Raw genomic sequence first — 21,210 nt, 5'->3', positions numbered from 1 at the left:
AACCATAGACAAAGAGATATTATCGTCATAATTTATAATCGTGATCCCATACATCACCACGGTGAATGTTCTGTCGTTTCGATCGCTCGACCTCAACCTGCTGAAAGTCTTCGAAGCCCTGATGACCGAGGGCAGCGTCACGCGCGCTGCAAACGCGCTGCTGATGACGCAGCCCGCGGTCAGCAACGCACTGGCACGGCTGCGCGACGCGCTCGGCGATCCCCTGTTCGTCAGATCCGGCACCGGCATCCGTCCGACCCAGCGCGCCGTGGTGTTGTGGGAGCCGATCGGCGAGGCGCTCGAAAGCGTCCGCGGCGCGCTCGACGAGCAGGTGTTCGATCCGCGCCGCGCGCAGACCGAGTTCAGCCTGTCGATGTCGGATTACGTCGCCTCGCTGGTGATGCCGAACCTCCTCGGCCATTTCGGCAAGGTCGCGCCCAAGGCGCGCGTGCACACCGTTCCCAACACCATCCTGGAGATCGCCGATCAGCTCGAAGACAATCGCGTCGATTGCGTGCTCAGCGTCTATGTCAACGAAGCGCAGCAGCCGGCCGCCATCCGCTCGCGCTCGTTGTGGACGGTCGACTATGCCTGCTTCATGCGGCGCGGCCATCCGCTCGCCGCCCAGAAGCGGCTGAGCACGCGCAGCTTCCTCGGCGCAGGCCATGTCGATGTGAGCCTCGCCGGCAAGACCCTGCCGTCCTACGATCTCTTCCTCGCCTCTCGCGGTCTGTCGCGCAATCTGGTCGCGACCGTCAACCACTACAGCGCCGCTTACGAGGTGGTGCGCCAGTCCGACCTGATCGCCGTGCTGCCGAGCGATCTGCGCTCGCAATCCCGGCACGCGCCGTTCCTGCACGCCATGCCGCTGCCGCTCAAGGCGCCGCCGCGCATCGTCAGCCTGTTCTGGCACCAGCGCAACGACACCGTGCCGGCGCAGCGCTGGCTGCGCGAGACCCTGGTCGAGATGTTCGCCAAGTCCGACTGAATACTCGGGCACAGGCCTGACACCATCCAAAAAGGAAACGGTGGGTTTCTCGAAGCAGCATTGTTGCACCGGCCGCCGGGGCCTAGCTCCACCGCAAACGATCCCCTCCCACAGCGACAAGCGCAAGCTGCGTCCGCAGAGACCTCACCGATGACCGCATCGCTTCAATTCGGACTGGATACTTTTGGCGACGTCACCAGGGACGCCGCAGGCGCGATGCTTCCGCACGCGCAGGTGATCCGCAATGTCGTCGACGAAGCGGTGCTGGCCGACGAGCTTGGCCTCGACTTCATTGGCCTCGGCGAGCACCATCGCGCCGATTTTGCGATCTCCTCGCCGGAGACCGTGCTCGCCGCGATCGCATCGCGCACCAAGCGCATCCATCTCGGCTCGGCCGTGACGGTGCTGTCTTCGGACGATCCCATCCGCGTGTTCCAGCGCTTTGCGACGCTGGATGCGCTCTCGAACGGGCGCGCCGAGGTGATCCTCGGCCGCGGCTCGTTCACCGAATCCTTTCCGCTGTTCGGCTTCGATCTGCGCAAGTACGAAGAGCTGTTCGAGGAGAAGCTCGACCTGTTCGCCGCACTGCTGTCGCAGAAGCCGGTGACCTGGGAAGGCAAGCTGCGTCCGCCGCTGAGGGATCAGCTGGTCTATCCCCCGGTCGAGAACGGCCGGCTTAAGACCTGGATCGGCGTCGGCGGCAGTCCGCAATCGGTGGTGCGCGCTGCGCATTATGACCTGCCCCTGATGCTCGCGATCATCGGCGGCGATCCCGCGCGCTTTACGCCCTTCGTCGATCTCCATCACCGCGCCGCCAAGGAATTCGGCCGCCCCGCGCAGCCGATCGGTGTGCATTCGCCCGGCTATGTCGCCGAGACGGATGAAGAGGCGCGCGAAGAGCTATGGCCCGACTACAAGGTCATGCGCGACCGCATCGGCAAGGAACGCGGCTGGCCCCCGATGGGCCGCGACGAGTTCGTCAACGAGGTCGAGCACGGCTCGCTCTATGCGGGATCGCCGGAGACGGTCGCGCGCAAGATCGCCAGGACGGCGAAGACACTTGGTGTTTCGCGGTTTCAGTTGAAGTATTCGGCGGGACCCTTGCCGCACGAGAAGCTGATGAAGAGCATCGAGCTTTATGGGCGGAAGGTGGTGCCGATGGTGCGGGAGATGATGGGGTAGCGGCTTGACGCAGCCGCCTACTTCATCAACCCGAGCCGGCTCGCGCCGACATAGAGCGAGAGCACGGCGGCGTTGGAGACATTGAGGCTCTTGATCTCACCGGGCATATCGAGCCGCGCCACGACGCTGCAGGTCTCGCGGGTCAATTGCCGCAGACCCTTGCCTTCGGCGCCGAGCACCAGCGCGAGCGGCTCGCGCAGCGCGACGTCGCTGAGATCCGCGCTGCCTTCGCTGTCCAGCCCGACGGTCTGGAAGCCGATTTCGTTCAGGGTCGTCAGGGCGCGAGCGAGGTTCTGCACGGTCACAACAGGCACCAGTTCCAGCGCGCCGGAGGCGGCCTTGGCGAGCACGCCGGTGGCTTCCGGGCTGTGGCGGGCAGTGGTGACGATCGCCTTCACCGCGAACGCTGCGGCGGAGCGCAGGATCGCGCCGACATTGTGCGGGTCGGTGATCTGGTCGAGCACCAGCACCATGCCTTCTTGCTTCAAGCTCTCGATATCAGGTGAAGGCAGAGGATCGGCTTCCGCAAGCAGGCCCTGATGTACGGCATCGGGCGAGAGCAGACGGTCGATCTCCTGGGGCCGGACGATCTCGGGCGTGACGCGGGTCTCGATGTTCTCGTCCGCAAGTCGCTTCGCAGCGTTCTCGGTCAGCGTCAGCTTGCGGATCCGCCGCTCCGGGTTGGCCAGCGCCATGGTGACGGTGTGCCAGCCATAGAGGATGACCGGCCCGTCGGGGTGCGAATCGCGGTCGCGCCAGGCCGGCCGGCCGCCCGATTTCCCGGGCCTGTTGAAGGGCTTAGCCCCGCCGCGGGGACCCCTGGAGGTGAATTTTTTGTCCTTCATGGGCTCGCTTGTGTCACGGGTCCCGGAATATGGCAATTTGGGTGGCTTGGGAGGCGATTTTAGCTGTTCGCCTCGGTTGACTTTGCCCCACCGGATCGCCCATAACCGCGCCCGGTCGCGCCCCCATCCGGGCTGTCGCGGCCTTCACGTTCCATGGCCGTCTTCGGTCGCCGGCAAGGTCCGGCCCGATTGTGCTGCCGTCGAGCGGGGGAGTGTCCCGAGTGGCAAAGGGAGCTGACTGTAAATCAGCCGCCTCATGGCTTCGCAGGTTCGAGTCCTGCCTCCCCCACCAGCCTTCGCTCGCTTCGCGAGCTACGGCTCGGCAAGCCAATCCAGAACATCATTCAGCGAAGCGAGCGAAGCGAGCGAAGGCTGCCACGCCGTAGCCGGCAGGCGCAGGCGGGCTGACAGCCCCGATCGATTCCAATCGCGACCACGCGCACGTCGCAAAAAAAACAAAACGCCCGTCCGCATCGCGCGAACGGGCGTCTCGTTAGCTCAACCGATCAGAGATCAGTAATAGCGGCGCAGCACGCGGTGACCGCCGTAGTACGGCATCGGCGCGTGGCGGTGGGCGTAGCCGTAGCGCGGACCGTAGCCATAGTGCGTGCGCGGCAGATAGCCGTAGCGCGGGCCGTAGCCGTAGCGATACGGACGGTAGTACGGGCGGTGATAGGGAGCCACGGCGGCGCGATAGCCGTAGCCATAATTGGCGGGCGCGACGACCGCGTCTTCACGGTAGGTCGGATACGGCGCGAACGCGCCCGGACCGGTGTAGGTCGGGCCCTGGTTGACGTAGTAGTACTGTGTGGTCGGCTCGGCGAGACGCTCATAGGCGCCGTAGCCATAGCCGTATCCATAACCATAGCCGCCGCAGCCGGTGTTGCAGCCGGTATAGACCGGCGCAACCGGCGCGCAGCTGGTGAAGCCGCAGGCCGCAGCGGGCCCGGTGGCGGCGAACATCACGGCAGCCGCCGCAACCAGTCCCGAAATCATTTGACGCATTACTCTCTCCTGTTGATTTTCGTTTGTTGAATTTTGACGTTTCTTAACCCGGCGGCTTGCCGGGGACTTGGACATGCGGCCGCGGTCGCGGTGGCCGCGGACGATCGTTGATTTCAGGCGCGAGGATCACCGGCGGCGGATCGACGGGCACGTCCATCTGCGGCGGCAGCGGCGCCGATTGCGCACCCCAGCTCTGGTGGTAGCTCTCGGCAGGCTTCGGCAATTTTCGGTTCGCGGGCGGCTCGACCTCGAGCCGGCCGTAGCCGGGCCGCAGGCCCAGCGTCGGATAATAATGGCCAACGTCGGCAGGCTGCCGCTCGGCGATATAGCGCCCGCCATAGATCGTGGGCTGCACCTGCTGGTTCTTGCCCAGGCCCCAGACACCCTCGACCACGGCATAGGACGCGTCGATGTTGTTGATGATGATCGGCACGCCGGGCCGGCCGGGGACAACGATATCGAAGCCGCTGTCGGCAAACGCCGTCGCGGGCAGTCCGATCAGAAAGGCAGCGAGCGCCACAACGCGCATGAGGGGGACCCCGGTTATGCGGCGGCAACCTATCCGATCGCGGCGCAGAGAGGGTTAAGGCCCGCTCACCAAATTCCGGTAAGCCTAATGTGTAAGGATTGCGCGCCACTCAAATGCTGCAAGGCGGACTAGCGAAGCATTAACGGCATGTGGCTTCGCCAAGCGGAACCGCGGCTGCTCACATCGGTTTGACCGCCGCTTGCGAGAAAATCCACCGGTTTCATCGGAACGTCCGGCGCCGCAAGCGTTTAGCCCCCGTCAACAAAATGGGAGCCAACAACCATGAACATCAAACTTCTTGGAGCGACGGCGATTGCGGCGACCATGCTGGCAGGCTCGGCCATGGCGCAGGCGGTCGTCAACGAACCCGGACGCTGCTCGGCGCAATTCCCCAACGCCAATTGCCAGAATCTCGGCCCCGGCAATCCCTACACCGATCGCGGATCGCGCCATCGCCGCGTGTCGTATCGTCAAACCAATTCCTACCGTCAGGCCAATGGCGACTGGAATAACGACTGGAACAGGAGCCGCACCGGCTTCTGGCCGACCGACGTTGCGGCCGGCGTAGCCGGCGCTGCGATCGGCACCGCGGGCGCGATTGCCAGCGCGCCGTTCCGCGCCTGGGACAATTCCTACGCCTACGACAATTCGTGGGACAACCGCGGCTGGGACAATCGTGGCTGGGACACCCGCACCTACGCCCAGCGTAACGGCTTCGTCTGTACGCCCGGCACCTGGTTCAAGGGCGCAGACGGCCGCCGGCACATCTGCCAATAAGGCGGTCTAAATCGATGCGAGAGATCAGGCGGCCTTGGGGCCGCCTGATTCATGTCTGCGGCCACGACGTTTCCGGTTGTGGCGCTTTCCGATCAAGTCTGGTATTGCGGCGCGCAACGGGTGGACACCCCGGCCCATGCCGGCCCTGCCCGCCTCCAGGCGTCGCCGGCTTAGCTCAGCGGTAGAGCAGCGGTTTTGTAAACCGAAGGTCGGGGGTTCAATCCCCTCAGCCGGCACCAGCATCTGGCATACAGATCTCAGCGCGAACGCTTCGGCGCGCTGCCTTGCTGGAAGTGCTCGGCGCCTGACATCTCCACCCAGCCGTGTTTCGACTGCTCGAACACCGATCTGATCGGCGGTGGAAAATCGGGATTTGCGATCGCGCCGACGGCGACGCCGATCATCGCGGGCAAATTCTCGGCTTGCCAATAGACCGTCGAGCCGCACTCGGGACAAAAATAGCTGCGGACCTTGCCGCCGCTTGCGGCTGTCCGGACGTAGGGCTTTGGCGTCCCTGTAATCGTGACGGTCTCCACCGGATAGAAGGCGCCGACGCCGAACGGCGCTCCGGTTCGCCGCTGGCAGTCTAGGCAATGACAGGCAACGACGAGGCGCGATGGTTCCGGAAGCGACAGCGCGAGAGAACCGCAGCTGCATCTGGCATCGATCATCGAATTCTCTCCTCGTTGGTCGGGATGCAAGTTGAAAGGGAGGCGCCGATGACGAGGTTGACGAAGCAGCCCCGACCTGTGCCCCGGACGCAGTGCAGCGCCTCTTCGGCGATGCGCTGCAGAGCGGGGGCCCATCGCGCCGCATTCCTCCGTACCGCTTTCTGGGTCCCGGCTCAGCGCCGCAACGCTGAAGGCGTTGCAGCGCGTCGGGGACATGGCGGCGAGATTCTCACTCCGTCCCCACCTCGAACGCCAGCAGCACGTTGCCGGTGACGCCGCTCCATTGGCCGTAGCCGGAATTGGTGTAAAGCATGCCGCCGGCGATGACCGGCCCGGGGCCGTCGATCGCGCCGCCATGGGCGGGGACGCCGTTCACGGCCTTGAAATCCTGCGCGGTGTCGAACTCCCAGAGCAGCTTGCCGTCGGTGGCATAGGCGCGCAGGAAGCCGCTGACGCCGCCGGAGAACACCACGCCCGGGATCAGACTCACTGCCGCCGAGAGCGCGGGGCTGCATTTGGGGCGGTCGCCGCAGGCGACCGGCGGCACTTCCATCGCGATCTTGCCGCTGGCGAGGTCAAGTCCGAACAGGCCGCCGCCTTGCGTGGAATCGAGTTGCCGCGTGCCGTCACGCATGAAGCGCACGTCGGAGTTGGCGACATAGATGCGCTCACCGTCCGCGGCCGAGCCCCATTCGCTGCCGCCGAGCGCTCCGCCCTTCCCGATCCGGGTCTGCCACAGGATCTTGCCGCCCTCGTCGGGATCGAGCGCGTGCACGACGCCGGATTTCTGCGCGATGACGAGCACGCGTCTGCCGTCGCGCAAGGTCACGAGGATCGGCGACTGGCCGAAATCGTGATCGGGTCCGTGATCCTCGGGACAATTGGACTTGTCCGCGGTGAAGCACGCCACGACAAAGGCATCCTTCGGCGTCGCCTGCTGCTTCCAGAGCAGCTTCCCGGTCGCAAGCTCGAAAGCGAGGATCGCATCGGCGGTTACCGCCGGCGGGTTCGAGTACGAATTGCTGGTTGCGACATAGACGGCGCCCCGCTTCGCATCGATCGTCGGTGCCGACCAGATCGCGGCGCCGGACGGACCGAACAGCTGCGTGCCCCTCGCACTCTTGCCGGTCGGATGCGGCACTTCCGGAATCGTATAGGCCTGCCAGACCAGCTTGCCGGTCACCGCGTCCAGCGCCACCACGCTGCCGCGGAAGGTGCAGCATTCGTAGCTGGCCTGCGAGCCCGCCGCTTCCTCGATCGAGGACACCGGCACGTAGAGCACGCCGGAATGCAGCGTCGGCGCGCCGGTGATGCGCGCGGCGGCATGCTCCTCGACCTTCGTTTTCCAGATCAGCGCGCCGGTCAGCGCGTTCACGGCATAGGCGTTGGCGCGCAAATCGCCGAAGAAGATCGCGAACTGGTCGGAGCCAGGAAGCGGCGCAAAGCTGATCGCGGCGCGCACCGCCGCATCGATCGCCAGCGTCCACAGCGTGCAGCCGCTGCGCGCGTCGAGCGCGTGCACCTTGCGATCGGTGCCGCCGATGAACAGCATTCCGCCCACGATGGTCGGCGGCGCAAACGACACCGAGGCGCCGGGGAATGCATAGGCCCATTTCAACCGCAGGCGCGGTACCTGTTCCGCCGTCAGCCCCGCCATGTCGGCGGGCTGGAATCGGCTGTTGTTGGTGTCGACGCCCCATCCGTTCCAGCGCGGACCGTCAAGGGCTTGCGGAAAACCGCTGGCCTGCTGCGTACAACGACCTTCCGCGTCGGCCGCAACGCCGCCGGTCGCGATCTTGCCGGTGACGAAGGACGCTATCGCGCGGCGTTCCGCGTCGCTGCGATCCTTTGCCATCGCCGCCATGCTGCCGGAGGTCAACGCCGCCAGCACATGGTCGAACGACATCGCCTGTAGGGCGCCGCGGCCCGGCACGCGGGTCTGCACATCGCCGTCGTGGCATTGCGCGCAATGCGCGGCATAGAGCGCGGCCCCCTCCTGCTGGGCCAGCGCCGGCGCGCTGCACCAGATCAACAACGCGGCCAGGACAGCACGTGCTCTCATGGTGGGCTCCGGCAGGTCACCGCAATACGAGATCGCTACACAACCCAAAGTCTATCGCCGGGGCGATCACTGATGCAATGGACGTTCCGCCCGCAGCTGTCACACATCCGTGGCCGTGCGGACGCGACCCGGCAACTCATCCAGCCGCCAGAGCCCGAGGCTCTTGTCGCGCCAGCCGCCATCGCCCTCCTCACAGCGCTCGTCGATCAATTCGCGCGGCGCCGGCCAGTCGAACGGCGCCGTCGTCATATTGAGGGCGCGCCAGTCGCCATCCTCGCAATCGCGGTTTTCCTCCCACTCCGGAAACGTCGTGGCGAGCAGGAATTGCGCGCCGCTCTCGCGAAAGCGGGCGATCACGCGGGCGATGTTCTGAAAACACAGATGCACCAGGCAGTCCCGGCACAGGATCAGATCGGCGCGCGGCAATGCATCGCACGTGATATCGGCCACCAGGAATCGGCCGGACAATTCGCCGCGCGCCGCACGCGCGTTGTTGGTCTCGATCAGCGACCGCACGATGTCGATGCCGATGTAATCGAGATCGAGATTGAGGCGGCCGATCCAGCCGGCATCGCCGCAGGGCGCATCGAGCAGCGAGCGCGCGCCGAGCCGCTGCAGCAGCGGCGGCAACGCGTCCCGGATCGCGGCAGTCGCGGGGTCCTCCGAGCCGAGGCCGGACACCGAACTGGCCGCGCCCCAAAGGTTCGTCCTCTCGATCCGCTCGAACCGCGCGGCGAGATCTAGCCCTGAGAAGTTGTCGCGGTCGGCGACGAAGCGTTCGTGGGCGAGCACGGGAGGACGATTGGAGATCATGGGATCGGACTCAAGGTCGAGACTCCGGTGCAAACACGCTATACTCGCGTCCGATGCGCTCGACCACCCCGACAGAGAAGGCCAAGATCGTCGCCGGCGCGGTGACGGCCGTCGTCATGACGGCCATGCTGCTCGTGTTCGTGCTCGGTTTCCTGCTGGCGTGATCGAGGGCGCGGCATGAAAGCCGCCGCGCACACTCAGGCCGTACGCACCGTCCGCAGGAATTTCCCGACCTCGTCCTTGAGCCGGTTGCTGTCGGTCGCCAGCATCTTGGCGGTCGAGAGCACCTGCGAGGAGGCCGAGCCGGTCTCGGCCGCGCCGCGCTGCACGTCGGTGATGTTCGTGGAGACCTGCTGGGTGCCGTGAGCGGCCTGCTGGACGTTACGCGAGATCTCCTGGGTCGCGGCACCCTGCTCCTCGACGGCCGCGGCAATGGTCGAAGACACCTCCGACAGCCGCTCGATGGTCATCGAGATATCGCGGATCGCGTTGACGGATTCCTGGGTCGCGGTCTGAATGCCGGAGATCTGCTGGCTGATCTCGCCGGTCGCCTTCGCGGTCTGCTCGGCCAGCGTCTTCACCTCAGAAGCGACGACCGCGAAACCGCGGCCGGCCTCGCCCGCCCGCGCCGCTTCGATCGTGGCGTTCAGTGCCAAAAGGTTGGTCTGGCCGGCAATGGTGTTGATGAGCTCGACGACGTCGCCGATCCGCGTCGCGGCAACCGAGAGCTCGCTGACCCGCTCCGTCGTGGTGCGGGCCTGGGCGACGGCTTCGCCCGCCATTCGCGCGGATTCCTGCACCTGCCGGCTGATCTCGTTGACCGAGGAGGACAGCTCCTCCGTGGCGGTCGCGACCGACTGTACGTTGCCGGTGGCTTCGCCGGACGCGACTGCGACGACCGAGGTCAGCTCCTGCGCGCGCTGCGCGGTGGTCGCCAGCGTCGAGGACGAGGCTTCGAGCTCGGTGGAGGCGGATCCGACCGTGTCGATGATTTCGCCGACTGCACGTTCAAAGCCGTCGGCGAGGTTGACCATGTCGCGGCGGCGTTGCTCGGCAGCCTGCTTCTCGGCTTCGAGCTGTGCAGCCTTGAGGCGCTCGACTTCCAGTGCATTGGTCTTGAACACTTCGACCGTCTTGGCCATGTCGCCGATCTCGTCGCGCCGGTCCTTCTCGGGCACCTCGGTCTTGAGATCGTTGCGGGCAAGTCCCTCCATGGCGAGCTTGAGCCGGGCGATCGGCTGCGACATCGCCTTGAGGCCGATGAACAGCGCGATCGCAATGCCCAAGATCAGGCCGCCGGCGCTGACGCCGATCACGGTCCAGGTCGCGGCGTGAGCGTCGCGGTTGATGGCGTCCTTTCGCTTGGCCACAGCCTGACCGGTTTCGGTCGTGAACTTGGCGATGCGCAGCAGGGCCGCATCGATCAGGGGATCGCACTCCTTGTGCGCGCGTTCGGCTGCCCTGACGTTCTCTTCCGTGCTGCTGGCCTGTGAGCCGGCCTGGAGCACCGGATCGCAGCCGATGAAAGCGGCTTTCAACTGGTCGCCGATGCTCTTCAGCTCGCCGGCGCGCGATGGGTCGTCCTGCTCGGCCGCATCGAGGAATTGACGGATTTCGTCGCGGTTCTGGGTCGCGGTCTTGAGGCGTTTGGCATTGCCCGCCTCGGTTGCCTCGGTGAACACCGCATAGAGCGCCGCGTGGTAGGTCTCGGCGCGGCGCTGGGCGCGGGTGAGGTTGAGAGAGGAGGATTGCGCGGCGGAGAGCTCGCCGAAACCGTCGACGGTCGCGGAAAGTTCGCGCACGCCAAAGGCCGCGACGGCGATCATCGCACACCCCATCACGGTCACGATCAACGCGACCTTCCAGACGATCTTCAGATTGTTCAAAAAGCTCATTTGTGCCGTCCAATGATGGTGCTGCCGGCGATAATCCCAGCACCGTGCATTGGAACCGGCGGATGTTAAGATTTAACCTCAATTCGCCCGGGTATTCTTACGCAAAAATAACCCTTCTGCGCTCCAGCGTAAGCCTGGCGTAAGCTTCGGCCCGTTTTCGGTCGCGCGATCGGCATCGCCAGCCCGGAACCGAGCCTCCGCGTCAGCCGTTGTCGACCTATGCGGATCAGGGAAGAAAACCGAAATATGTTTCTGCTGGCGACGGTGGCGTTGTGCTGTGTCGCCGTGGCCGGGACATTGACGTTGTTGGAGCCGATGCTTTCGCCGGCCCCCGAAAAGCGGGTCGCGGAGACAGCCGTGATCGACGTCACCCGGACACCGGTTCAGACACCGGTCCGGGTGGTTGGCGCACCGTTCGAGCCCAACATCAATCCGCGCCAGCGATAGCGCTCACCTCGGCGACGCCTGCGTGCCCTCCTCGGGCCGGCCATGCGCACGCGCCAATTCCTCGACGAACGCGATCACCTCCGCCCGCTTGTCGGGCGGTAGCGACAAGAACGCGCGGATGAGCCTCAGGCCCTCCACTTCGTCCGACCGTTCTTTTCCGGAATCCATCCGACTAATGTCGGGTGACCGGGAAAAATATGCAATCCCCTGTTTACCGCCTTGATTCGGCGCAGCCGCTTTGCTGGAATGGGGCCGGCTGAGGTGGATCATGAAATGGATCGCGGAACGCGACGCGCTGATCGCGCAGACACTGGCCTTCGTCCAATCGGTAACTGGAAGAAAGGATGACGTCCTTCAGCCGGACGGGACCTCGGTTGCCACGACCGTCGCGGTCGAAATCGTTGCCGTGAAGGCCGCCGCAGTCGAGATCGAACTGCCGCAAGCTCCGGTACCGCCCCCACCCACGCCTCTGCCGCCACCGCGGGCGATCGGTGATTTCCGCACCGAGATGCAGGCCCGCATCGCCAATTTCCGCAAGCATCAGGAGCGGTTCGAGCGCGAGCGCGAGGAATATTGTGCCAAAACCCTGACCAGATTGCGCGCCGCCATCCACGACTCCCCGGCCCCACCGGCCAGAAAATAAGGCCCCCCTCCCGTCAGAGGGGCCTATAGCCAGGACCACACCAGCCAAAGATTGGCCGCGCAGGCGCCGAATAACGCCAGCGTCAGCGGCAGGAGCATGTGCCCGCAGGAGGTCTTCAGGTCGCTCGTCATGGCGGAAAACATCCGCTGATTCCGCCAAACGAGTCCCAAGGATTCTTTTTTTCCCGATTCAGGACTCGTTAAGGACTCAGAGGCCCCGGCAGCCCGATCACGGCCCCGTGATCGCCTGCCCCCCGGAACCGCCGGCCCATGAGGTCGTTAATGCGCTTTCCGGGAGCGGGAAGAATGCCCTACGCCTTGTTCTGCAACGACGCCCAGATCAGCAAGGCCTATCCGAGTGAATCCGACGTCTGGAAGCTCGCGTATCGGAGCGGCCTGGTCGTCGACGTCAGCGCCGACGAGGACCGTCCTGGGCCGCGCCGGGTGCTCGACAACGACTACGAGATCAAGCCCTGCCGGGTCGCGCAGGGTGAGGACCCCGCTCGAAACAAGGCCGAGGCCGACCGCCAGTCGAAAATGGAGCTCGAGCTGAATCCGTGAGATCTGGCGGCGGAGGCCGCCAAGCGATCAGGGCGTTGCGGTTGCCAGCGAGGCCTGCTCACCGGCCAGCGCCACGCAGGCCTTGCGGCGATGCAGCCCGCGGATCGCGCCGGTGACCTTGAGCACCTTGCCCGACGGGCAGGACGCGTCCTTGACGAAAGCCACCTCGTAAGGTGCCAGCATCAAAGGCTCGGATTTGAGGATTGTCTGTGCAGAGCACGGCAGGCAGATAAAGCACGAGAGCACCACCGCCGACACCAAGATACGCATGTCCGTCGTCCCACCAGCCCGGTAATTCTCATATAACGCTTTCCGGAGCGCGAGTTCCGTAAGCGGCAAAAATTATTTTTGCTTTACCCAAGTCCCATGACGCGCGTGAGAAGGCGCCCGCCGGAATGTTTTCCTGCAAATGACGCGCCAGATGGTTCATGCAAAGCAAACATGGGGCCGACAGGCAAGAGGCTGACAAACGAAAGGCCGGCAGAGCCGGCCTTTCCAGAGCGTGGTCGCGGTGGAGGGTCAGTAGCGCGAGGCTGCCGGACCGCCCCAGCCGAAGCGGTAGTTCACACCGACCTTGACGGTATGCTCGTCTTCCCGGCCGCGAACGCCGACGATGTCGGCCGGGCCGGAGGTGAAGGTGGTGCTGCCGAAATTGTAGTACTGGTACTCGGCCTTGGCCGACCAGCTCGGCGCGAACATGTATTCGAGGCCGGCGCCGACGGTGTAGCCGTCCTTGCTGTTGCCGGTGGTGGTGAAGCCCTGCGGCACGCCTGCGACATTGACGCCCAGGCCGCCATTGCGCCAGGCGTAACCGCCCTTGGCGTAGAGCAGCGCCGGACCCCAGGTGTAGCCGACGCGGCCGGTCACCGACCCGAGCTGGTCGGTGTTGGAGGTCACCTGCGTGCCCGCCGGGAACGTGACACCGTTGTTGTTGGTCGGCAGCCAGGAATACTGGGCCTCGATACCCACCACCCAGTTGGGCGCGAACTGGTAGTCGAAGCCGCCCTGCACGCCGCCGAGGAAGCGGGCGTCGCTGGACTGGAAGCTGCTGTCACCGGCAAACGCGCCGCCGACATGGCCGCCGATGTAAAAACCGGTCCAGTTATAAATCAGCTGCGGCGGCGTATAGGCCGGGGCCTTGGCGTAGGTGCGCGGCTGCATGTCCGCGGCTGCCGCCGGCGCGGCCAGCGCAAGCAGAGCAGCTGCACCCAGCAAAATCGATTTCATGATCATCCCCGTTCTTTCATTTACGACACTCAGGAAACAACGTGGCGTGAATTGGGTTGCTTCGCGGCGATGCCGGAACGTTGATCGCTCGTGACTGTGACGGAGGGGCAACAACGCGATTTTGTTCCGTCCCGTCGTCCTGCACCGACTATTCTTGTCGTCTGCGCAGCACCTGCCGTAACAATTTGTCGCGAGGTCAAACCGCCCCGTTCAAAGCTCGCCGAAATGTGATCCCGCGGCTCCGGCAGTATCGTTCTAGCACCCGGCGATGAAGACGGGCTTTGCGCTACCGCGTCATCTTTTCGAGTTCCGGAAAGGGTACGTAAACCGCGCCGGCGCAGAGCTCGCTCGTGCGGTCGACGACGCGGTCCGCGCGTCCGTTGACGAAGATCACAGCGCGTTCCCGCATGGCCTTGTAGCTGCCATCGGTCTCGCGCGGGGTGAAGTGCAGGCAGCTCACATAGAACTGCCGGCCGCCGACCTCGCGCTGGACCGGCTCGGCCATGCTGGCCTCACGCACGCCGACCGGGTTGTTCAGATAGGTGCGCATCAGGGCCGGGATGTCGCCGCGGAAATTGTCCGGAAACGGCTGCGGCCCTCCGGCCTGGGTCCCACCGATGATGGTTGGACGATCACCGTCGCTGCCGAAACATGCCGCGAGCGCCAGCGGCAACAACAGGACCGATGCCAGGCTCGCCGCACGTTTCGCCAATCGCCCCACAGATCCCGCTCCCGCTCGAACAGACTAAGGGGACGTTCTAGCCGCAAGGTCGCGCAAAGGGAATTCGCGTCCCCGGGGCTTTGCGACGCACGCACCGTCCCGCCGCCGGCGTCTTTCGCTTTCGCGCAAGGCGCCGAGACGACGGGCCGGGCCTGACGTCCTGACGCGGCGGCGGGGCAATGCTTGGGATGCCGCCGCGAGAGGATCAGTCGTTAGCTGCGCTTGTCGGTGGTTGCCGGCTTGGTCAGGTCCGGCTGCGCCTTCAGCGATTTCTTCGCCGACAGATGCTTGTGGTGGTGGCGATGGGTGCGCACGGTCTTGTGCTCGTCGGACGTGACCGCTGCGTTGGCATTCAGCGCCTTCGACTTGCTATCCACCTTGGCGTCCGCCTTGACGTCGGCGGGCTTGACGTCGCCGGCCTTCGCGTCGGTCTTGGCATCGACCGCCTTGGCATCGGCCTTGATGCCGGTGTCCGGTTTCGCGGCGGTGGTCGAGGCCTTGGTCTGGCTCTGGTCCGCCTTGATCACCGGGGCCGTAGTGGTCTTGCCGGCCTCGGCAGCGAAGGCCGGGGCTGCGATCACGGAAGCTGCGAGCAAGGCTGCGGAAATGGTCTTCAGCATGGTGGTCTCCTCTTGGAAGGATCTTCAGGCGGCGCCCTCTCGCCTACCCTTCGATCGTGGGTGGGAGCCTAGGGGCGGCGCGCTGAACCCTGTCTGAAGTCCCCTGCAGGCTTCCGTTCATCTGGATGACAAGTTTGTCATCCGCGCCCTGTCGAATAGATCGTGCGGAGCGGGAATGTTTTCGCCAGACGGGTGTTCCGGTCTTCGGGCAATCGTGTAGGATCGCCACGTTCCATACGGGAGAATTTAGATGCGCAAACTCTCAATGCTTGTCGTGCCGGGATTGGTCGCCATGTCGCTGGCGACCGCGCCGGTGCTGTCCAGCGCCTATGCCGCCGGCAGTGACGAGCCCTCGCCGCCGCCGAAGTCGGACTCCTCGTCCAAGAAGGGCAAGAAGAAGAGCTCTTCGGTCAGCGATCCCAAATTCCTCGCCGCCTATCGCACCGCCTATACCGCGATCTACGACAACCACGACTACACCGGCGCGATCGATCGGTTGAAGTCGCTCAAGCGCGACGACGTCGCCGACGTCGCCAACCTGATCGGCTACTCCTATCGCAAGCTCGGCGACTACCAGTCGTCGAAGGTCTATTACGAGCTGGCGCTGAAGGACGATCCGAACCACGTCCGCACCTGGCAGTATTACGGCCTCTGGCAGCTCGAGCAGGGCAATCGCGAACAGGCGCAGTATCATCTGAACAAGATCGCCTCGCTCGCCGGCACCGACAGCTCCGAGTATCGCTCGCTCGCCACGGCGCTCGACAAGCCAACCGGCGCGACGCTCGTCTACTAAGACAATCGCATCTTCGAACGCAGCGAACGGGCACAACCTTTCGGTTGTGCCCGTTCGGCTTTCTCGGCTAGCCTCTCGCATCGATTTTCCCACTAAATTGGTGTGCAATGGACCCGTGGCTGCGATCCGCGATCGACTACATCGGCTCCTGGATCGAATTCCAACTGACGACGATCCAGCAGCCAGGCGTCATCGTCGCATTCGCCCATCGCGGCGAGATCGTCGCCGAGCATGCGTTCGGCCTTGCCAATCTCGACACCGGCGAGAAGCTCACCCCGCGCCACCGCTTCCGCATCGCCTCCCATTCCAAGACCTTCACCTCGGCCGGCATCATGAAGCTGCGCGAGCAGCGCAAGCTCCGGCTCGACGACACGGTCGGCCAATATGTCGGCGGGCTGCATCCGCGCGTCGCCGAGACCACGATTGCACAGGTGCTCTCGCACAGCGCGGGTCTGACGCGCGACGGCGCCGATTCCGGCCAGTTCATCGACCGCCGTTCCTATCTCAACGCGAAAGAGTTGCTTGCGGAATTGAAGCTGCCGACCGCGATCGAGCCCGGCACCCGCTTCAAATATTCCAATCACGGCTTTGGCCTGCTCGGCCTCGTCATCGAGGCGGTGACCAAGCAGCCCTACTCAGCCTGGATCAAGCGCGAGATCGTCGAGCCTGCGGGCCTGCGCGCAACTGAGCCGGACGCGCCGCTGCCCAAAGGCGCGTCGTTCGCGCGCGGCCACACACGAAAGCTGCCATTCGGCGAGCGATGCGTGATCCCCGGCGACAATCCCGCCCAGGCGATGGCGTCCGCCGCCGGCTTCGTTGCGACTGCCGGCGACACCGCACGCTTCTTCGCGCAGCTTGCGCCCAATGCGAAGAAGAGCGTGCTCTCGGTCGCGAGCCGCCGCGAGATGACGCGACACCATTGGCGTATCCCGCAGAGCTTCGAGGGCTATTACGGCCTCGGCGTCAACGCCGGCAAGACCGACGGCTGGGACTGGTTCGGCCATGGCGGCGGCTTTCAGGGCTACATCTCCCGAACCTGCGCCATCCCCGCTTGCGAGCTCACGATCAGCATCCTCAGCAACTCCATCGACGGCGCGGCGCCGTTCTGGATGGACGGCGCGATGCAGATCTTGCGCGTGTTCAAGACGCGCGGCACGGCCGACCGTCGCCTGCGCGACTGGACCGGCCGCTGGTGGACGATCTGGGGCGCGAGCGACCTCGTGCCGATAGGCAACCGCGTGCTCGTCGCCAATCCGCAATTCAACAATCCGTTCATGGATGCCGCCGAGATCGAGGTCACCGGCCGCGACACCGGCAAACTCGCCTGGGCTGCGGGCTATTCCAGTCATGGCGAGCCGGTGCGCCGGATCCGCGACAAGCGTGGCAGGATCAGCGAGGTCTGGATCGCCGGCGCCAACGTCAAGCCTGCGAGCGTCGTGGCGAAGGAGATCGCGCGCCGCTATCCGCCGCGCAAACGCCGGCCTATTCCCTGATCAGCGCCTCGACCTCGCTGCGAAACGCCTGCCGCGAGCCGCCTTGCGAATAGAACATGTGACCGCCGGGATAGACGGCGAACTTCACGCGCTGCGTCGCGAAGGCCGGCATCTGATCGAGGACCCGCTTCGTTCCGAAATAGGGCGTGGCAAGGTCGAACAGGCCGTGCGCGACCAGCACGTTCAGTTTCGCGTCGGTGGCGAGGATCTGGCGCAGCTCGGATACCGATTGCGGCGGGTTGATGCCACGGCCGAAATCCCAGTGACCTTCCACACTGCCGTTCAGGACTTCATAGGAGCCGTCGGGCCGCCAGTTGAGCTTGCGCGTGAGGACATCGACCGCGGCGCTCGTCAGCGGCGCCTGGAGCGCGTCGCCTGAGGGGTCGCCGAACCGCGAGCTGCTCGAATCCGGATAGGGATCGAAGCCGCGCACGGAGGCGTCGTAACGTCCCGTCACCTTGCCGTTCTTGCGGTCGAATTCGCGACGGAATTCACCGACGTCGAAACGGCCGGCGAGCCGGCGGCTCACCGCCTGGTCGATGCCGGTAAGCGCGGCGACCTTGTCGGCAAGACGATTGGTGGCCTCCTTGTCGGCCTCGCCCTTGACGAGGTCAGCCAGGAATTCGCCGCGCGCGTAAGCCTCGACGTCGGCGAGATCGGCGCGCTTGACCGGCCCTTTTGCCTCGCGCGCCACCGCCACATAGCTCGGCAGCGTCGCGACATATTGCAGGAGGCTGGTGCCGGTGAACTCGCGGAAATCCAAGAGCGGCGACACCAGGATCAGGCCCTTGACGCCGACGCCGTGCTGGAGCTGCAACTGGCGCACGACCTTCGGCCCGCGAATGCCGCCATAGCTCTCGCCCGCGACGTATTTCGGCGAGGTCAGGCGGTCGTGCTTCTCGAGCCAGCGGCGGATCACCAGCGCGATCGCGTTGACGTCGCCGTCGACGGAGTAGAACGATTTTCGTGCGTCCTCGCCGCTCGCGATGAAGCGGCTGTAGCCCGTGCTGACGGGATCGATGAAGACGAGATCGGTGAAGTCGAGCCAGGTCTCCGCGTTCGGCTTCACCTCGGGCGAGGCCGAGGGCGACAGCGCTTCGCCGTCGAGCGGCAGCCGCCATGGACCGGCCGCGCCGAACTGGAGCCACGCCGAGGAGGCGCCGGGCCCGCCATTGGACAGGAACGTGACCGGGCGCGTGGCGCGGTCGGCGCCGTCGAGCTGGTAGGAGGTATAGGCGATGTCGGCCAGCGGCTCGCCCTTGCCGTCGAACACGCGGATGGAGCCGGCGGTCGCGGCGAAATTGAGGGTGCGGCCGGGCAGATCCAGCGTCTGCTTCGTGGTCGAATCCGCGGGGAGACGGTGCGGCTCGGCCGCGGACGGCGAGGCCTGCGTCGCGCTTTGCGGATTGGTGGCGCGCCCACCCTTCTGTGCCGCTGGCGATGCCGCCTCGGAGCGCGGCTGCGGCGGATCATCCGCGCGCGCGACGCTCGCGAGCGCGGCCGCGGACACGGCCAGCGCGAGCCCGGTTCGTCGCAGCGTCGGCAAGATCGTGAACATGATCGTTCTCCCTGCCCGGCTGTCACAGCCGGTGCGCATCAAAGCTAGCGCGGAATTGCGACGCTTTGCGGGATCACCGGCCCGATGGGCAAGTAAGGCGCCCGGGACGGCTCAAATCAACCCGTTTTGTTCTCCGGATCGACAATCGCCCGTTTGCCTTGAGACCCGGTCATCCTCGACAATGCAGGGCCACCTCGTATAGACGAGCCCGGCGGAACTTCCTCCAGCCAGCGGCCTGCCCGACAAGCCATGACCAAGCCCCAGCGATACGAACGCATCGCCTTCGTCGCCAGCCCGAGCAGCGAGGCGCAGACCGCCTTCAGCCAGCTCACCAGGGACTATGGCAATTGCGACCCCAGGGAGGCCGACGTCGTGGTCGCGCTCGGGGGCGACGGGCTGATGCTCCAGACGCTGCACCAGAACATGCGCACGGGAAAGCCGATCTACGGCATGCATCGCGGCACCGTCGGCTTCCTGATGAACGAATACGCGACGCACGATCTGCGCACGCGGCTCGAGACGGCGCATGAATCCGAGATCAATCCGCTCCTGATGCGTGCAACCGACGTCAATGACCGCGTCCATTTGCACCACGCCATCAACGAGGTCTACCTGTTCCGGCAGACCTCGCAGGCGGCGCGCCTGCGGATCCTGATCGACGAGCGCGAGCGCATGCCCGAGCTGATCGCCGACGGCATCATCGTGGCAACGCCGGCCGGTTCGACGGCCTACAATCTGTCGGCGCAGGGACCGATCCTGCCGATCAACGCCGCCCTTCTGGCACTGACCCCGATCAGCGCCTTCCGCCCGCGCCGCTGGCGCGGGGCGCTGCTGCCCAACACCGCCTATGTCGTGATCGAGGTGCTGGAGGACGACAAGCGTCCGGTCGCGGCCGTCGCCGACCATGAGGAGGTCCGCAGGGTCCGGCGGGTCGAGGTCCTGTCCGACAAGAGCATCTCGATGCGCATGCTGTTCGACCCCGGCCACAGCCTGGAAGAACGCATTTTGCGCGAGCAGTTCGGCTACTGAGCCCCTGCCCCCGCACGCTGCGGGAGCCCGGTCGCAACCCTTCGTTAACCCTCGCCACGATATGGTTAACGAAGGTTGACCGCTTTGGCCCGGGCGTCATGTTCCGTATCGACTTCAACAAGCTGCGCTTCCTCGTCTGCGACGACAATCCGCACATGCGCCGCATCCTGCGGACGCTGCTGCATTCCTTCGGCGCGCGCGAGGTCTATGAGGCCGAGGACGGCGCCACCGCGCTGGAAATGTACAGCCATTACGTGCCTGACATCGTCATCACCGACTGGGCAATGCCGATCTTCGACGGGCTCGAGCTGGCGCAGATGATCCGGCAGCCGGAATCCAAGGGCAACCCCTACGCGCCGATCATCATGCTGACCGGCCATTCCGAGAAGCGCCGCGTCACCGTGGCGCGCGATGCCGGCGTCACCGAATTCCTGGCCAAGCCGATCTCGGCCAAGGGGCTCTATCAGCGCATCCTCAACGTGGTCGCCAATCCCCGCCCCTTCATCAAGACCAAGACCTATTTCGGGCCGGACCGGCGCCGCAACACCAATTCCGCCTATATGGGCCCCGAGCGCCGCGTCGGCGAAAAGCACGAGGTGCTCCAGCAGCCCTCGCTGCTCGACAAGGCCCGCTCATCCATCTAGCGCAACGTCTTCAGACGAGGCAGGCATCATGGCGAAGAACAGCGCAAAGGACATCGAGGTCACGGCCTTCGCCACGCATCAGATCATCACGCAGCCCAACCCGCTGCGGAAAGTCCTGCGCCGGGTCGAAGACAAGGACATGGACGATCCGATCGGTCGCGCCGAGCAGGCGCTCGCGGGCCTGTCCGGCGAGTTCAAGGATTGGATGACGACCGAGGTCAACCGTCTGTCGGCCGCCTATGTCGCCATCCGCAATGACGGCTTCACCAAGGAGCGCCGCGACGAGCTGTTCCGCGCCGCGCACGACATCAAGGGCGACGCCGCGACCTTCGGCTATCCGGCCGCAGCCGGAATCGCCGAGAGCCTGTGCCGCGTCATCGAGCACGCGCCTGATCTGGAAAAGGTGCCGGCCGAATTGTTCACGCACCACATCAACGCCATCCTCGCCATCGTGCACGAGAACACCAGGCTCGACAGCATCAGCGTCTCCGCCGAGCTCAGCCGCCGCCTGCGCAAGGTCGCCGACGATTATCTTACCCAGGTCAACCGCGACCGCCCCGAGCATCTCGAGGTGATCCTGGCGCCGAGCATCGCGCCGGCGGAGTAAAGGCCCGTCTTTTTCATCTCGTGGGAGGCTGCTCCATCCACACGGGCAGCATCGTAGAGTGGGCAAAGCGAAGCGTGCCCACGATTCATCTCGAATCATAC

The 21,210-nt window shown here is 65.3% G+C and carries 24 protein-coding genes and 2 tRNA genes; 13 read left to right on the top strand and 13 right to left on the bottom strand.

Annotation, left to right across the window (positions count from 1 at the left end; genetic code table 11):
- Nucleotides 1–40: 40 nt before the first annotated feature.
- Together GGD66_RS22115 and GGD66_RS22110 are read left to right on the top strand one after the other, a co-directional pair.
- Nucleotides 41–988, top strand: a complete 948-nt coding sequence (locus GGD66_RS22115; RefSeq protein WP_283806125.1) for a LysR family transcriptional regulator — start codon at nucleotides 41–43, stop codon at nucleotides 986–988.
- A gap of 150 nt (nucleotides 989–1,138) precedes the next feature.
- Nucleotides 1,139–2,170, top strand: a complete 1,032-nt coding sequence (locus GGD66_RS22110; protein ID WP_183259009.1) for an LLM class flavin-dependent oxidoreductase — start codon at nucleotides 1,139–1,141, stop codon at nucleotides 2,168–2,170.
- A 17-nt stretch (nucleotides 2,171–2,187) separates the two neighbouring features.
- Here GGD66_RS22110 and rlmB read toward each other — a convergent pair whose 3' ends face one another.
- On the bottom strand, nucleotides 2,188–3,015 hold the full coding sequence (gene rlmB, locus GGD66_RS22105; RefSeq protein WP_177237291.1) for a 23S rRNA (guanosine(2251)-2'-O)-methyltransferase RlmB: 828 nt from the start codon (nucleotides 3,013–3,015) through the stop codon (nucleotides 2,188–2,190).
- A gap of 206 nt (nucleotides 3,016–3,221) precedes the next feature.
- Between rlmB and GGD66_RS22100 the strand changes: the two genes are divergently transcribed.
- Nucleotides 3,222–3,307 (top strand) — tRNA-Tyr (locus tag GGD66_RS22100).
- 221 nt (nucleotides 3,308–3,528) lie between these two features.
- Here the strand turns inward: GGD66_RS22100 and GGD66_RS22095 are convergent.
- Nucleotides 3,529–4,020 carry a hypothetical protein gene (locus tag GGD66_RS22095; RefSeq protein ID WP_183259008.1) on the bottom strand — a complete coding sequence of 164 codons (492 nt, stop codon included), beginning with the start codon at nucleotides 4,018–4,020 and terminating at the stop codon, nucleotides 3,529–3,531.
- Nucleotides 4,021–4,063: 43 nt separating this feature from the next.
- Nucleotides 4,064–4,549, bottom strand: coding sequence for a hypothetical protein (locus GGD66_RS22090; RefSeq protein WP_092260333.1), 486 nt, complete (start codon nucleotides 4,547–4,549; stop codon nucleotides 4,064–4,066).
- Nucleotides 4,550–4,831: 282 nt separating this feature from the next.
- On the opposite strand from GGD66_RS22090, the gene GGD66_RS22085 reads away from it, so the two are divergent.
- Together GGD66_RS22085 and GGD66_RS22080 are read left to right on the top strand one after the other, a co-directional pair.
- On the top strand, nucleotides 4,832–5,326 hold the full coding sequence (locus GGD66_RS22085) for a hypothetical protein (RefSeq protein ID WP_092260335.1): 495 nt from the start codon (nucleotides 4,832–4,834) through the stop codon (nucleotides 5,324–5,326).
- 164 nt (nucleotides 5,327–5,490) lie between these two features.
- Nucleotides 5,491–5,565: transfer RNA gene (locus GGD66_RS22080), tRNA-Thr, on the top strand.
- A gap of 18 nt (nucleotides 5,566–5,583) precedes the next feature.
- Here GGD66_RS22080 and GGD66_RS22075 read toward each other — a convergent pair.
- The 4 genes from GGD66_RS22075 to GGD66_RS22060 all read right to left on the bottom strand — a co-directional run bounded on the left by GGD66_RS22075 (nucleotide 5,584) and on the right by GGD66_RS22060 (nucleotide 10,767).
- Nucleotides 5,584–5,997, bottom strand: coding sequence for a GFA family protein (locus tag GGD66_RS22075; RefSeq protein WP_183259007.1), 414 nt, complete (start codon nucleotides 5,995–5,997; stop codon nucleotides 5,584–5,586).
- A 229-nt stretch (nucleotides 5,998–6,226) separates the two neighbouring features.
- The gene (locus GGD66_RS22070; RefSeq protein WP_183259006.1) at nucleotides 6,227–8,059 is read right to left on the bottom strand and encodes a PQQ-binding-like beta-propeller repeat protein; all 1,833 of its coding nucleotides are present in this window, start codon (nucleotides 8,057–8,059) and stop codon (nucleotides 6,227–6,229) included.
- Between the two features lie 99 nt (nucleotides 8,060–8,158).
- On the bottom strand, nucleotides 8,159–8,872 hold the full coding sequence (locus GGD66_RS22065; RefSeq protein ID WP_092260339.1) for a class I SAM-dependent methyltransferase: 714 nt from the start codon (nucleotides 8,870–8,872) through the stop codon (nucleotides 8,159–8,161).
- 197 nt (nucleotides 8,873–9,069) lie between these two features.
- Nucleotides 9,070–10,767, bottom strand: a complete 1,698-nt coding sequence (locus tag GGD66_RS22060) for a methyl-accepting chemotaxis protein (protein WP_183259005.1) — start codon at nucleotides 10,765–10,767, stop codon at nucleotides 9,070–9,072.
- A 246-nt stretch (nucleotides 10,768–11,013) separates the two neighbouring features.
- Between GGD66_RS22060 and GGD66_RS22055 the strand changes: the two genes are divergently transcribed.
- A complete protein-coding gene (locus tag GGD66_RS22055; protein WP_018322178.1) occupies nucleotides 11,014–11,214 on the top strand; it encodes a hypothetical protein in 201 nt (66 codons plus the stop codon).
- A gap of 3 nt (nucleotides 11,215–11,217) precedes the next feature.
- Here the strand turns inward: GGD66_RS22055 and GGD66_RS22050 are convergent, their stop codons facing one another.
- Nucleotides 11,218–11,484, bottom strand: a complete 267-nt coding sequence (locus GGD66_RS22050) for a hypothetical protein (protein WP_143109081.1) — start codon at nucleotides 11,482–11,484, stop codon at nucleotides 11,218–11,220.
- Here GGD66_RS22050 and GGD66_RS22045 point away from each other — a divergent pair.
- Complete coding sequence (locus GGD66_RS22045; RefSeq protein ID WP_183259004.1) at nucleotides 11,483–11,857, top strand: hypothetical protein; 375 nt, start codon at nucleotides 11,483–11,485, stop codon at nucleotides 11,855–11,857. The genes GGD66_RS22050 and GGD66_RS22045 overlap by 2 nt on opposite strands.
- 305 nt (nucleotides 11,858–12,162) lie before the next feature.
- On the top strand, nucleotides 12,163–12,417 hold the full coding sequence (locus GGD66_RS22040) for a hypothetical protein (protein ID WP_018322174.1): 255 nt from the start codon (nucleotides 12,163–12,165) through the stop codon (nucleotides 12,415–12,417).
- Between the two features lie 27 nt (nucleotides 12,418–12,444).
- On the opposite strand, the gene GGD66_RS22035 is transcribed toward GGD66_RS22040, so the two are convergent.
- The 4 genes from GGD66_RS22035 to GGD66_RS22020 form a co-directional block, all read right to left on the bottom strand.
- Nucleotides 12,445–12,687, bottom strand: coding sequence for a DUF6719 family protein (locus tag GGD66_RS22035; RefSeq protein WP_018322173.1), 243 nt, complete (start codon nucleotides 12,685–12,687; stop codon nucleotides 12,445–12,447).
- Between the two features lie 249 nt (nucleotides 12,688–12,936).
- Complete coding sequence (locus GGD66_RS22030) at nucleotides 12,937–13,644, bottom strand: outer membrane protein (RefSeq protein WP_183229926.1); 708 nt, start codon at nucleotides 13,642–13,644, stop codon at nucleotides 12,937–12,939.
- 286 nt (nucleotides 13,645–13,930) lie between these two features.
- Nucleotides 13,931–14,365: a hypothetical protein gene (locus GGD66_RS22025; RefSeq protein ID WP_018322171.1), complete on the bottom strand. Its 435-nt coding sequence runs from the start codon at nucleotides 14,363–14,365 to the stop codon at nucleotides 13,931–13,933.
- Between the two features lie 212 nt (nucleotides 14,366–14,577).
- Nucleotides 14,578–14,985 carry a His-rich protein BRANT gene (locus GGD66_RS22020; RefSeq protein WP_183259003.1) on the bottom strand — a complete coding sequence of 136 codons (408 nt, stop codon included), beginning with the start codon at nucleotides 14,983–14,985 and terminating at the stop codon, nucleotides 14,578–14,580.
- A gap of 250 nt (nucleotides 14,986–15,235) precedes the next feature.
- On the opposite strand from GGD66_RS22020, the gene GGD66_RS22015 reads away from it, so the two are divergent.
- Complete coding sequence (locus tag GGD66_RS22015) at nucleotides 15,236–15,778, top strand: tetratricopeptide repeat protein (protein ID WP_183259002.1); 543 nt, start codon at nucleotides 15,236–15,238, stop codon at nucleotides 15,776–15,778.
- 107 nt (nucleotides 15,779–15,885) lie between these two features.
- Nucleotides 15,886–17,271, top strand: coding sequence for a serine hydrolase (locus tag GGD66_RS22010; RefSeq protein WP_183259001.1), 1,386 nt, complete (start codon nucleotides 15,886–15,888; stop codon nucleotides 17,269–17,271).
- Here GGD66_RS22010 and GGD66_RS22005 read toward each other — a convergent pair.
- Nucleotides 17,261–18,829, bottom strand: coding sequence for a S10 family peptidase (locus tag GGD66_RS22005; protein ID WP_183259000.1), 1,569 nt, complete (start codon nucleotides 18,827–18,829; stop codon nucleotides 17,261–17,263). The two genes, GGD66_RS22010 and GGD66_RS22005, sit on opposite strands and share 11 nt — an antisense overlap.
- A gap of 249 nt (nucleotides 18,830–19,078) precedes the next feature.
- On the opposite strand from GGD66_RS22005, the gene GGD66_RS22000 reads away from it, so the two are divergent.
- The 3 genes from GGD66_RS22000 to GGD66_RS21990 all read left to right on the top strand — a co-directional run bounded on the left by GGD66_RS22000 (nucleotide 19,079) and on the right by GGD66_RS21990 (nucleotide 21,109).
- On the top strand, nucleotides 19,079–19,858 hold the full coding sequence (locus tag GGD66_RS22000; RefSeq protein ID WP_018322166.1) for an NAD kinase: 780 nt from the start codon (nucleotides 19,079–19,081) through the stop codon (nucleotides 19,856–19,858).
- 98 nt (nucleotides 19,859–19,956) lie between these two features.
- Nucleotides 19,957–20,502 (top strand): response regulator, encoded by a 546-nt coding sequence (locus tag GGD66_RS21995; RefSeq protein WP_008549760.1) that lies wholly within the window; start codon nucleotides 19,957–19,959, stop codon nucleotides 20,500–20,502.
- Between the two features lie 28 nt (nucleotides 20,503–20,530).
- Entirely contained in the window at nucleotides 20,531–21,109 is a 579-nt protein-coding gene (locus GGD66_RS21990) for an Hpt domain-containing protein (protein ID WP_018322165.1), read from the top strand.
- The last annotated feature ends 101 nt before the right edge of the window (nucleotides 21,110–21,210 follow it).

It is taken from the genome of Bradyrhizobium sp. CIR48 (assembly GCF_014198315.1).
In the GTDB taxonomy this organism is placed as follows: domain Bacteria; phylum Pseudomonadota; class Alphaproteobacteria; order Rhizobiales; family Xanthobacteraceae; genus Bradyrhizobium.
This window is presented reverse-complemented; position numbering and strand designations above follow the sequence as displayed.